The sequence below is a fragment of the Chryseobacterium cupriresistens genome (assembly GCF_046614675.1).
GTDB classification, from domain to species: domain Bacteria; phylum Bacteroidota; class Bacteroidia; order Flavobacteriales; family Weeksellaceae; genus Chryseobacterium; species Chryseobacterium cupriresistens.
The window spans coordinates 229084-241683 of record NZ_JBKKJT010000004.1; the positions used below are offsets into that span (position 1 = coordinate 229084).

A 12600-nucleotide genomic window follows, 5' to 3' on the forward strand; every position below is an offset into this window, starting at 1 on the left:
CAATGGTCAATTTTTGCTGCGTAAGGGAATAGTCAATGATGCTGAAGTACAGAATAAAAAATTCACTGCGAAGCAAATTCACCATTCACTATTGATTGGTCTCCCTTACATCTTTTCATTTTCCAGAATCTTCAGCACCAGTCTTTCTTCTTTTGTAAGATCGGCTTTTCCGTCATTTTCTTCTATCACTTCCAGTTCATCAAGATATTTTTTGATACTATTATTCTCATAAAGGTTAATGACTAAAGGATGAACATAATACTTTTTGCAGACAGCCGATGTATTTCCCAGGTTTTCTGCCACGATATCCAGGGCTTCTTTTACCTTCTTTTTATATTCAGTGTCATTTTCCGCATACCCGATTTCTTTAAAAGCGATCAGAGCACTTACGGTTCCGGACCATGTTCTGAAATCCTTAGCGGTAAAATCTTCACCACTGATCTCTTTAATATAGTCGTTCACCATCCCGGAATCGACGGAATGGCGGTTTCCTTCATCATCAAAATACTGAAAAAGCTCTTTCCCGGGAATATCCTTGCATTTCTGAATAAGCCTTGCCAGCCTTGGACTCCTGAGGTCGATTTGATGCATGACACCTTTCTTCCCTTTAAAAGAAAAAGAAATTTTTTGTCCTTTTACCTTTACATGTTTATCCTTTAATGTGGTCAGACCAAAAGAACCGTATAATTTTTCATATACGTTATTCCCGATACGGATATTGGTTCTTTGCATAAGGCTTACAATTAAGGCAAGGATTTTTCGTTTCTCAAAATTTCTCAGGGCAAGATCCTGTTCTATATGCAGACGGATGTCCGGTAATGCATATCCGAACTGAAGCATTCTGTAAAATTTTGTATGATTTCTTAAAGCACTCCACAGAGGGTGGTAGCGGTACTGTTTTCTTTTTTTTACATCGAAACCCGTGGCCTGAAGATGGCCATTGTCAAGAGCACAGATCCATACATTTTCCCACGCAGGCGGAATCACCAGTTTATTGATCCGGGTAATTTCGTCTTTATCCTTTATTTTTTCTCCGTCTTTATAATAGGAGTATTTCTTCCCGGTTTTCTTACGGGTAATTCCGGCGGTTTCCGCATCGGTGGTATATACGAGATGTACCGCCTTTGCAGAAGCTTCCGGATCCTTCATTATTTTAACAATTTTTGAAGGCTTAAGGTGAGAAATGATCTCCAAATCTGTATTCTTCTCCATAAAACATGGTTAAGAGTTTTTACCCCTCGAAAAAATCAGTAAAATAATCCCTACTATCACACAGACTAAGATTATTCCCCACCACATTCCTGCCTTAAAAATCGTTTCTACGGCTTCACAACTTGTTAATGTCAGTATACTTAACAGTATAATACTGTAAAAGCTCCATTTTTTCATAGGTATATATTTTGTTGGTGTGTTAAATTCTGAGTCGGTCAGCTCTCCATTTTTTGATAGACCTTTTAATTTCGTCTCCTGAGATGTTTTCATGAAGTGCTCTGTATAAAAGCTCTTTGAATTCATCATCATACGTAAATCTCAATGCAGCAATCTGATCGAATTTCAGTTTTTCAGCAGTTTCATCAGACCTTTTATTGAAGATCTCAAAATAACGCTGTTTAAATTCCAGTATAACCAACCGGTTTTGAAGTCCCAGCGCATAATGCTGCCTTGTCATAAATGCCAGATAAAAAAGCAAAAAAATCACGACAGAAAACAGTATCCAGATCAGCTGATTTCCGGGGTCATCCCAGATTTTGTAAATTCCTAAAATCTCCAATATCATAAGCAATGGAAGATAAATGAAATGATGTGGCGGATAAAATTTCCTGTGGTTATTGTAGTTTTGCTGTTTCATGCAATAAAATGTAGCAATAATCTTTCCAAAAATTTATTATTTTGATAATATGGTAGTTTTTTTTACTTGAAAATGGTTTATTTTGTTAAATGTGTTCAGTTGTTCGATTTTTTTCAGAACACTTTAAGAATAAAGAATTATTAAGCAAAATAGCCGGTAGATTTACCTTCAGACATCAAATTTTTTGTAACTTTCGGTGGTTAAAAATAAAAAGAATGACTTCAAAGGAAAAAGTTGCTGCGCTTCGTGAAGAAATGCAGAAAAATAATGTTGATGCATTTATAGTATATTCTGCAGACCCGCATATGAGCGAGTACCTTCCCGAAGAATGGCAGGAGAGAGCATGGCTTTCCGGCTTCTTAGGTTCTGCTGGTTTTGTGGTAATTACCAAAGATAAAGGCGGACTTTGGACAGACGGAAGATACTTTACACAAGCTGCTTTAGAGCTGGAAGGTTCCGGAATTGATCTTTTCAAAGATGGAATGGAAGGAACTCCCAATTATATCGACTGGATTATTTCAGAAATTCCTGCAGGCGGTAAAGTGGCGGTAAATGCTGTTGCAGCCTCTCATGCCAACTGGGAACTGCTTTCTCAAAAACTCAACTCCAAAAATATTACGCTGTCAGATATTCCGCTTTTAAAAGAAGTATGGAAAGACAGAGGAACTCCATCTGCTAATCCTATCTTTGTTCATCCGGTTGAAAGAGCCGGTAAATCAGTATCCGATAAAATTGCTGCGATCCGTCAGAAAATGGAAGAGCAGGAAGCTACCGTACACATTATCTCAAGTCTTGATGATGTGGCATGGACACTGAACCTGAGAGGAAGTGATGTAGAAAGCAATCCTGTATTCTTAGGATACATTGTGATTACTAAAAATGATGCTGTTCTGTTCACAGGATTAGAGAAAATGGAAGTGGCTGCAAGAAAACAAATGGATGATTCCTTTGTAAAAATGATGCCTTACGAAGAATTCTACAATTATCTGAAAACTTTCAAAAACGAAAAAGTTTTGGTTTCTCCGAACAGCAACCAACAGATTTTTGAAACATTAAAATCAGACAATCAGTTTATCAAAGCTCCGGTTCCCGGCAACCTGATGAAAGCTCAGAAAAACGAAGCTGAGCTGAATGGTTTCAGAACAGTAATGGTAAGAGACGGAGTAGCAATGGTGAAATTCCTTTACTGGCTAACGCACAATGCAGGAAAAGAAGCCATGAATGAATATTCTATCGGGCAGAAACTGAAAGGATTCCGTGCAGAAGGTGAAAACTTTGTCGGAGAAAGCTTTGGTTCTATCGTTGGATATAAAGATAACGGTGCTATCATGCACTATTCTGCTAAAAAAGAAGGTAGTAAAGAAGTGACCAATGAGGAAACAATTCTGGTAGATTCAGGAGGCCAGTACCTTGAAGGAACTACAGATATTACGAGAACTTTTGCCTTAGGAACCCCTTCGGAAGAGTTTAAAAGAAATTCAACATTGGTGTTACAGGGACTGATCCGTTTATCAATGGTGAAATTCCCGAAAGGAACAAAAGGAGTACACCTGGATGCTATTGCCAGACTACCGCTATGGATGGAAGGAAAAGACTTCAACCACGGTACAGGACATGGGGTAGGAAGTTTCATGAACGTTCACGAAGGACCGCAGAATATCAGAAAAGATCTGAACCCTCAGGAGCTTCTTCCGGGAATGGTATGTTCAAATGAACCTGGTTACTATCTTGAAGGACACTATGGAATTCGTCATGAAAACCTGATTGCAGTAAAAGAAGCAGAGAAAACAATTCACGGAACATTCTATGAATTTGAAACATTAACATTCTGTCCGTTCTTCAAAGATACAGTAGTGAAAGAGATGCTTTCAGAAAGCGAAATCGCATGGCTGAATGGTTACCATAAAACTTGTGAAGAAAAGCTTGCTCCACACCTGGATGGAGAAGTAAAAGAATGGTTCCTTCAACTGGTAAGCCCTCTTTAATAAAGATTCAAAGGTGAAAGCAGATGTCAATCATCACTTTAAACCTTAACCCCTGAACTTTAAACTGAATATTGTTAGATAAACCAAAAGTCCTGTAAGGTATTTCCTTCAGGGCTTTTCTTTTTATACAACCGTATTTTTACGGATATAATTACAGGGATTCTACTGACGGATAAAAACAAGGCCTGCCCTATATTTGTATCAACAAAACATCATTCATATCTTCATAAATAACTCAAGTAAATTCAAAACGGTAGATCATCTCGTCCTGAGATGATTTTTTTTGTTTTCAATTGAAATTTGTATGACTATATATTCGCTTAAAAAGAGGCTATCCCAAGTCTAAAAGTGTCATTCTGAACACAGACTGAAAGTCTGCGAACGCAGTTCAGGAATGTAGTGAAGAATCTCACGATTCTGATTATTAATGAGATTTTTCCTTCGTCAGAAATCGAAGATTCGACATAGTCAATGACAAAAGCCAAATTATTTCACTTTTGAGATAGTCTCCGTCTTTGCTTTCTTAAAATAGAATTTTATAAAAATGAAAATGCTGCGTTTACAAAGAAGTATTTTATTTATTTTCGCTGAAACTTATTTGATATCATGGAACGTGACTATTTTCGAAGCTTTAATCTGTTTTCAGAAGATGAAATTGAAGAATTTCTGAAGTTTTCTGAGTTCAGACTTATCAATAAAAATGATTATTTCATACAGGAAGGAGAGCTTTGCAGGGAAGTAGGATTGGTGAAGTCCGGTATCTTCCGTTCCTTTTACACCTCTGATGAAGGAAAAGATATGACGTATTGTTTCCGGTTTCCCAATCATATGATCGCTGCCTATTCGTCATTTGTTTCCGGATGCCCAAGCAAAGAAAGTATGCAGGCTATTACCAATGCTGAGGTGATTATCTTTAAAAAAGAAGCGGTAGATGAACTGGTGGAAAATAGCATAAACTGGACGAAATTTTTACAGATTATTGCAGAACAGGAATATCTTGAACTGGAATCACGGTTTTTCCAGCTCCAGAGAGACAGTGCCGGCCAGCGGTATGAAACATTACTAAAGAATCATCCTGATTATATTCAAAACATTCCATTGCAGTATCTGGCTTCCTACCTTGGCATTACCCAACGTCACCTGAGCCGTATCAGAAAGGAAATTTCTTTTTAGACATTTGTCCTGCTTATTGAAACAGCAGCGCTCTACTTTTGTCAAAAAAAGTTATGGAGCAAAATATTCTTATAATTGGAGGAAATGGATTGGTAGGTAAAACAATTTCCCGTATTCTGAAATCAAGAAATCCTCATCTTACTGTTTTCATCGGAGGAAGAAAAGGGGGGAAAACAGACAAAGACCTGAAAATCGATGTCACAGATCCTTCCTCTTTTAAAGTGATCATTGAGAAAAAAATACATCTCATTATCCTTTCCGTGAATGATAAAGAAGATCATGTACTTCGTTTTGCGATTGATCACCACATAGACTATCTGGATATTACAAAACCTACTCCGGCTTTGGTGAAGGCTTATGACATTGCCGGTAAATCAGACATCAACAGCAGAATTGTCTTCAGCTCAGGCTGGATGGGTGGTATTGTCCCTGGATTAGTCAATACCTTGTCAGATTCCGGTGATATTAATGAGGTGAAACTGTTTGTCTACTATTCTGTAAAAGATCTGGCAGGAGAGAGTTCTGCTCACTTTATGGCAGAAAATGTAGCCGTTCCTTTTGTACATTATAAGAATGACAAACCGGTTTCTATCAGACATTTTTTAGATACAGAAGTTTTTAATTTTTCCTTTGGAATAGGGAAGAGAAGCGCCTATAATTTTGATGTGCCCGACTTGTATATTCTCAACAAAGTGGAAAGAATTTCCGATGTGAGTGTGAAAATGACCTACAACTCAAAATTCATAACCTGGCTGCTGGGAGCATTTCAATATCTAAGAATCTACAATATTCTGTCTTTAAAAGAAAGAAAAATGATTTTTGGATCCAGCGGTAACGGAGATCAGGCGGTCTTTGAAATTGTAGTCGATGATCCGTCAGGACAAAAGAGACTGAGTTTGCAGAGTGAAAAAGGACAGGCAGAATTAACCGCTTTATCTGCTGTTCTGCACACCGAAGAACTGTTGAGAAATCCTCATGAAAACAAGGTGTATTTCAGCCATCAGCTGCATGAGCCTTTATCATTAATGGCACAGCTTAATGCCTACGATTCTATCAATATTAATGTGAAATCATGAAAAAAATAGCCATTATCAACGGGCATCCCAATAAAGATTCTTTCAATTTTGGGGTAACAGAAGCTTACAGGTTGGGAGCCTCAGAAGCAGGAGCAGAAGTGCGGGAAATTGTAATACGGGATCTCAACTTTAATCTCAATTTACAGTTTGGATATCAGAAAAGAATGGAGCTTGAGCCGGATCTGATCAAAGCCTGGGAAATTATTCAGTGGGCAGATCATCTCGTTTGGGTACATCCGGTTTGGTGGGGAGGATTTCCTGCCTTGATGAAAGGATTTATAGACCGTCTTTTTTTACCGGGAATGGCCTATAAATATCGTGAAAATTCTGTGTGGTGGGACAAGCTTTTAAAAGGTAAAACAGCCCACATTATTACCACATTAGACCAACCTGGATGGTATTACCGTCTGTTTTTTGGCAGACCCAGTGTCAATCAGCTTAAAAAATCCATACTTGAATACTGTGGGGTAAAACCGGTGAAAGTGACTTATGTAGGTATTATCAGGAATTCTAAAGAGGAGCAGCGGTCTCAATGGCTTAGTAAGGTGAGGGAATTAGGAAAGAAGTATAAATAATTTGCACCTTATTTTTTTGGTAACGGAAAATGATAACTTTATCTGGTAATAATGGTGTTTTATTAGCAGATAAAGTTTCATTATTAAAGTAGAAACACTTTTGTTGATCCATTTTTACAGTCCTTTTTTCCCTTCAATCCAGTAGGCTTGTGATTTGATGCACTTCGGGGAAACACCTCTGGCTTTAAGGAATTTCCTGATCAGAGACATTCGTCCTCCGTTTCCTGTGATATAAAAAATAACCTCATCATCAGAGATGGATTCTTTTTCTTCTTGCAGAAAATCATTCAAAGCTTCAATCATTCTCATGGTATTGTTTTTAGGACAGTGATAGCCATATAAATTAAGCTTTTCAAGAGCAGAACAATCATCAAGCTCATGAAGACAAATGAACAAAGAACCCGATTCCTCCACCGCTTCCTTGATCGAAAGAGAACTTCCCAATGATGTTTCATCTCCCAGAGAAAAATGAATCCGGGCACCGGGAGTAAAGAATTGTTTTCCTCTGGGCATTAAAAGTTTTATGGAATCTCCTTCTCTCAGTTGGGTTACAAAATGACTTCCTGCAGCAGACATGTCATGCAAATGAAACAAAACATCGAAAGTTCCTGCTTCTTTGTTAAAATTAAAAGGAGAATAATTCCTGAAATCCCTGTCGTTGATTCTTATTCCAATGGCATAGGCAGGTTCATAAGGAACATTCTCTAATTCTGTTTCAAAGCGTATCAGTCGAAGATCATTGGTGATCTGTTCTATATGGTTAACGGTGCATTCTTTGAATTTTGAGGACCAGACATTTTCTACGGTGTCATTGATCCATTTTGGTAGGCTCGGCATAAATCATTTTTATTGCAAAGGACGTTGCAAAATCAGAAAATACCGATAGCGGTTTCGGGGAATTAATTGGATTATTCGTGGTTGATGATCTTATTGATGCCGTCCTCTGAATTCTGATGGAGATTGATCTTCCAGTTTGGAAAATAAACGGCTGAAATAGGTATGATCACTGTATCCCAGTTCATAAGCTACTTCTTTTACACTCAGATTGGTAAAGACCAGCAATCTTTTGGCTTCGATTAAAATTTCCTGATGAATCCAGTATTGTGCAGGCTTTCCCGTGACCTCACGAACTGTTTCCGTTAAATATCCTCTTGTAATGTTCAAAATTTCTGCATATTCAGATGGACTTTTCATGGTTTTGAAATTTTTCCGGACCAGAATCCTGAATGCACGGGTTAATTGTAAAGCACGGTTTTCCTCTGAAGCCGGAGAAGTATTTTTCTGAGAATACAACAGGGCAAACATTCCAAGAAAGGCATTAAGCAGTGATTGAACAATGAGAAATCCTTCTTTAGTGGAAAGCATTTCGTTCGTATAGGAGGCATGAAGTAGGCCGGCTGTCGTATTGAGGTTTTTGACAAGGTTCTTATCCACAGACAGCGGCAGTATTTCACCCAGAGATTCATCAAAAAAAGAACGTACAGAATCCGGAACAAGTTCTGCTTTTACCGCTACAAACCATCCGCAGACCTCTTTCATAAGAAGTCCCTGATGTACCTGTCCCGGTAATACACAGAAAATAGTGGATTCTTTGGCTTCAATAGTTTTAAAGTCAACCATCATTCTCACATGACCGCTCTCCATACAGGTGAAAATATAATGACTGTCCCGGTGTATACCTTTGCCCAGAAGAATATCCCCAGAATCATAAGGCTGTTTATCCATCCTTTTGATATGGAACTGATGGTGGGTGATACCATTTAAATCATAGGTGGGAATGGTCTGTTTCATCTTTAAATCTGTTGTGATGAGGATAATACGGAACAGCAAAATTACGTATTTTCACGGTTTTACATCCCGGATTTTAATCTCAAATTCGCGATGCATAATCATGATGCTTTCTTTAAGTCAGATTTTATATGAATATACACCGGAATTCGGAACAGAAAGAAACCTGTTCCGGATTTTATTTTGCTTTTGAAAATGCCATTTTTATGGCTAAGTAAGTTAATACACTGGCCATAAACCATTCCTGGACCTTTATCCAGACCGGATTATTGGAAAAGAATACAGCAACTCTTGCAGCTGTTAATACAATGATAAAGTTGATGCTGAAGCTGATCAGAACCTGGATGATCCCTAGTTCCAGACTTTGGGTCAATATTGAGCCATACTCTGGTTTGATGAACTGAGGAAAGAAAGACAGGTAAAAAACAGCCACTTTCGGATTCAGTACATTCGTTAAAAAACCAATAGTGAAAAGCTTCTTAGGACTATCATGAGCACCATTTTTATCAACATCAAAAATATTTCTGCTTTTGGGTTTGATAGCCTGATAAGCAAGATGTAAAAGATAGACCGTTCCCAGGGTTTTAAGAACGGTATAAGCAAGTGGAACAGCCAGTAAAACAGCGGTAAGACCAAATGAAACCATGATGATATGGAATAAAAATCCACATACTACTCCGGCTAATGAGATAAATCCGGACTTTTTCCCCTGTGTTATCGACTTTGAAATCAGATAAATCATATTAGGACCGGGGCTGATGACTAAAATGAGTGCAGCCAGTATGAAAAATAGGAGCTCGTGGAATGGAATCATGACAGTTCTTATTTAAATGAGAAGGTTTCCGGTGCAAAGATAAGAGGTGTTTCCTGTTTAATTTTATCAGAGACAGAAGAAAAATTCATTTTTATTCAATTAAATTTTATTTTCCACCTGAATGTGATTTAAAAAGAAATACCAGTCTCTTTTTTTTGTAAATTTCAACGCATAAAATAATTATCATTCACAAATAAATATTATCATGACTACTGAAAACATCTTTGAAGCTATCAGAAAATGGAAAAATCTTATTGATTCTTACAAAAATGGAATTGATACCAATGGAGCAGAAATTTTGAATTATTTGAATCAGGGAACCCACTTCAGCGTTTCAGGCGAAGACATTGAACTATGGAAAAAAAATCTGGGAACCACGGAACCCCAAATGATTCATGCCTATGTGGGTATTCATGAAGGTAAGCTGAAATTTTTCCTGATCGATTCTAAAAGTGATAAAGATGCTCATTTCAATACCATTCTCGTTAAAGATTTCTTAGTAGAATTCAGTGAATCAAAAATAGAAAGCAACAATGATATTGTGCTAGATGTTCCTCCCATTACTGCTGAATCAGCCATTAACCGTAACTTCAGATGGAATATGTTCGGGACTTCCTGGCTGCAGGCTCAGAAAACAGAAGATATTTTTCAATTGATTTCCATTCCGTTTTCAGATTATATGAATATTGAAATTACCGCAGGACAGACCTGTACCAGTTTCTTTGGACTTACAGATGATCTGGAAAGAAAAGATCCCGACTTCCCTTATCATATTGAAATCATTACCGTGAAAAGTCTTGCCATCAATCATATGAGCGAGACTGCTGAAAATTATTCCACCCCAAGACCTCCCTTTACGATTATTGATACTCTTAATGATTATCAACTTCTGAAGCAAAGTACCAGTGTTGTCGTATAACAGTTTATCTCTTTATTTACAAATTATAATTAATCTCGTCTTATGTGCCGGATTGATTGTATTGATAAGAGAAGGGATCAAAACAAAACTTCCTGTGATTATATTGCTCTCAGGAGAATTGATGCTGGAGCTGACGGATTTAACAGACCGGCTGATGAAATTAAATACACTCAATACTTATAATTATATATTGAGCCAGTTTTTTGGTTTGATGATCCTTACTGTGATTTACAGCAATTATTATATCCGGCTTTCCCGTCAATTAAGGTGGATGATTTACTGTTATGCTGTACTGGTACTGATTACCAATGTGCTGTATGTTCAGAATGATACAAAGGTTACTTTTTATTTCAACATTATCACCAGTATTATTATTTGCAGTTATGCGGCCTCTTATTTTATGAAAATTATCAGGGAAGGTAGGGTAAACAGAGATCTGTTTATTGTGAATATCATCGTTTTTCTGTTTTTCTCTATAGAATGTATCATCTCCACTACCTTTAATTTCTTAATCAGCAATCATCTGAACTGGGTAGCTCCTGTCTGGCTTTTTAGAGGCATTCTGCTATTGTCTTTTTATCTTGCTTTTATTAATCTGGGATGGGGCGTTGGGAAAATCAGGATCAGATAGTTCTATGGATTTGGATTGGTATTGGACTGTTTTTTTTAACAACATTATTCATTACATTATTGGTAATTAATTACTTGAAAAGTATAAAGAAAAATAAACAGAAAGTCTCAAAGCTGGTCCGGAACACCCAAAAAGAATATCGGGAAAATATGCTGCTGTTACAGGAACAGGACAGAGAAAGGCTGGCGGAAGAACTTCATGATAATATTATTTCACAGTTGAATCTTATCCGTTTGAATCTCAATGATAAAAAACCGGAAGATCTTAATCGTGATTTAAAAAAATCAATGCAGCTGATACGGGAGTTATCTCATAATCTTACGCCGCCTGATCTCGATGAGATAGAACTGGAAGATTTAATTGCAGATTATCTTGATCAGATCAATAAAAATATAGAGGTTATTTTCCGTCATATGACAATAAGGACACCGATCAGTAATCCCGTAAAACTTAATCTTTTCAGAATTATTCAGGAACTGATCACCAATATTTTAAAACATGCTGAAGCTACCAGAGTAGATGTCTCACTGAGAATCTCTCTGAACTATTTAATATTAACCATAGAGGATAACGGCCGTGGGTTCGCTATTGAAAACCAGTCAGGAGGGATCGGGCTGAAGAATATTCAGTCCAGAGCTCAAAAAATTAAAGCCATCTATAAACTTAAAACCCAGCCTGAAAAAGGAACAAAATTCATTGCTTGTATGGCATTACAATAAAAAATAAACATGGAACACTCAAAAATTAAAATCGGAATTGTAGATGATGATCTGCTGTTTGTACAGCTTTTGAAAAATTATATTGAAAACAATGGTGACTATCAGGTCGTACTTACCTCAACAGGAGGATATCAGTTTCTTCAAGAAAAGGATTCTGTTTCTTTAGATATCCTGATTCTGGATCTGAGAATGAGCAACGGTGACGGTCTTGAAGTAATGGCCGAACTGGCTCAAAAAGAAAGTGAAACAAAAATCATTGTTCTTACCAGCTTCTACCGCCGCTCATTCATGGGGCAGATGCTGAAGCTGGGCGCGCATGCTTTTTTGCCTAAAGAAATTGAACTGGAGGAATTATTATCAGTTATAAAGGCGGTTTATCATACAGGACATTATTTTTCCAATGATCAGATCGATGTGATGAGAACCCAGCTTTCCAATAAACTTCCGGAGTTTCACGCGTTTTCCAGAAATGAACTCACAGAGAGGGAAGTTGATGTGTTAAGACTGGTCTGCCAACAGCTGAGCACCAAAGAAATTGCAGATTCTCTGTTTATTTCACCCAAAACAGTAGAAACCCACAAGACCAATCTCATGATCAAAACAGGCGTGAAAAATATGGCCGGACTTGTTATTTATGCCGTACAGAATAAGGTAATAGATCCGGATGAAATTATATTGTTCGATAAATAGTCTTATACAAAAAGAATCAGGGAGCACTTCAAAGTACTCCCTGATCACAAGAAATCTAAAAAAACACTATAATTTAGGATGTAATATTTTAGCAATAGAAACGGCATCTGCCACTGTATCCAGGCTGTAGATCTGGATAACACCCTGTGTAGTGGCTGCCTGACCTAAGATGTTCTGCTGGTTTTGTGCATTCACTGCATTTTCAAACATAATTCCTGTAGAATGGGCTGCAGATTGATACACGTTGGCTAGTGCCATTGCAGGAGATTCTCCTACTACTTTTACGTTGGATTGCGTTACCGCGTCTGTGATTTGTTCGTTTACTGGCATAATGATTATTGTTTATTTGGGTTAAAAACAACCGGAATTCCCGGTTGTTCG

14 protein-coding genes are annotated in these 12600 nt (G+C 37.4%); 8 read left to right on the forward strand and 6 right to left on the reverse strand.

Features of this window, described 5'->3' with window-relative positions; all coding sequences use genetic code 11:
- Window positions 1-105: 105 nt before the first annotated feature.
- On the reverse strand, window positions 106-1212 hold the full coding sequence (locus ACLI50_RS13335) for a DNA topoisomerase IB (protein WP_411413975.1): 1107 nt from the start codon (window positions 1210-1212) through the stop codon (window positions 106-108).
- 199 nt (window positions 1213-1411) lie between these two features.
- On the reverse strand, window positions 1412-1849 hold the full coding sequence (locus ACLI50_RS13340; RefSeq protein WP_202839042.1) for a DUF6526 family protein: 438 nt from the start codon (window positions 1847-1849) through the stop codon (window positions 1412-1414).
- A gap of 215 nt (window positions 1850-2064) precedes the next feature.
- On the opposite strand from ACLI50_RS13340, the gene ACLI50_RS13345 reads away from it, so the two are divergent.
- From ACLI50_RS13345 to ACLI50_RS13360, 4 genes are all read left to right on the forward strand, one after another.
- Entirely contained in the window at window positions 2065-3834 is a 1770-nt protein-coding gene (locus ACLI50_RS13345; RefSeq protein ID WP_202839044.1) for an aminopeptidase P family protein, read from the forward strand.
- A gap of 606 nt (window positions 3835-4440) precedes the next feature.
- Window positions 4441-5007 (forward strand): Crp/Fnr family transcriptional regulator, encoded by a 567-nt coding sequence (locus ACLI50_RS13350; RefSeq protein ID WP_411413976.1) that lies wholly within the window; start codon window positions 4441-4443, stop codon window positions 5005-5007.
- A gap of 53 nt (window positions 5008-5060) precedes the next feature.
- On the forward strand, window positions 5061-6083 hold the full coding sequence (locus ACLI50_RS13355; protein ID WP_411413977.1) for a saccharopine dehydrogenase: 1023 nt from the start codon (window positions 5061-5063) through the stop codon (window positions 6081-6083).
- A complete protein-coding gene (locus tag ACLI50_RS13360; RefSeq protein WP_411413978.1) occupies window positions 6080-6658 on the forward strand; it encodes an NAD(P)H-dependent oxidoreductase in 579 nt (192 codons plus the stop codon). Before ACLI50_RS13355 ends, ACLI50_RS13360 begins: the two co-directional genes overlap by 4 nt.
- Before the next feature lie 114 nt (window positions 6659-6772).
- Here ACLI50_RS13360 and ACLI50_RS13365 read toward each other — a convergent pair whose 3' ends face one another.
- The 3 genes from ACLI50_RS13365 to ACLI50_RS13375 form a co-directional block, all read right to left on the reverse strand.
- Window positions 6773-7495 (reverse strand): siderophore-interacting protein, encoded by a 723-nt coding sequence (locus ACLI50_RS13365; protein ID WP_411413979.1) that lies wholly within the window; start codon window positions 7493-7495, stop codon window positions 6773-6775.
- A 90-nt stretch (window positions 7496-7585) separates the two neighbouring features.
- Window positions 7586-8449 carry a helix-turn-helix domain-containing protein gene (locus ACLI50_RS13370; RefSeq protein WP_411413980.1) on the reverse strand — a complete coding sequence of 288 codons (864 nt, stop codon included), beginning with the start codon at window positions 8447-8449 and terminating at the stop codon, window positions 7586-7588.
- Window positions 8450-8624: 175 nt separating this feature from the next.
- Complete coding sequence (locus ACLI50_RS13375) at window positions 8625-9260, reverse strand: LysE family translocator (RefSeq protein WP_411413981.1); 636 nt, start codon at window positions 9258-9260, stop codon at window positions 8625-8627.
- Window positions 9261-9465: 205 nt separating this feature from the next.
- On the opposite strand from ACLI50_RS13375, the gene ACLI50_RS13380 reads away from it, so the two are divergent.
- The 4 genes from ACLI50_RS13380 to ACLI50_RS13395 all read left to right on the forward strand — a co-directional run bounded on the left by ACLI50_RS13380 (window position 9466) and on the right by ACLI50_RS13395 (window position 12219).
- On the forward strand, window positions 9466-10179 hold the full coding sequence (locus ACLI50_RS13380; RefSeq protein WP_411413982.1) for a hypothetical protein: 714 nt from the start codon (window positions 9466-9468) through the stop codon (window positions 10177-10179).
- 94 nt (window positions 10180-10273) lie between these two features.
- Window positions 10274-10810, forward strand: coding sequence for a hypothetical protein (locus ACLI50_RS13385; protein WP_330747172.1), 537 nt, complete (start codon window positions 10274-10276; stop codon window positions 10808-10810).
- 149 nt (window positions 10811-10959) lie between these two features.
- Window positions 10960-11529, forward strand: coding sequence for a sensor histidine kinase (locus ACLI50_RS13390; protein WP_411413983.1), 570 nt, complete (start codon window positions 10960-10962; stop codon window positions 11527-11529).
- Between the two features lie 9 nt (window positions 11530-11538).
- Window positions 11539-12219, forward strand: a complete 681-nt coding sequence (locus ACLI50_RS13395) for a response regulator transcription factor (protein ID WP_411413984.1) — start codon at window positions 11539-11541, stop codon at window positions 12217-12219.
- Between the two features lie 66 nt (window positions 12220-12285).
- Here ACLI50_RS13395 and ACLI50_RS13400 read toward each other — a convergent pair whose 3' ends face one another.
- On the reverse strand, window positions 12286-12549 hold the full coding sequence (locus ACLI50_RS13400) for a RebB family R body protein (protein WP_034697228.1): 264 nt from the start codon (window positions 12547-12549) through the stop codon (window positions 12286-12288).
- Window positions 12550-12600 lie beyond the last annotated feature (51 nt).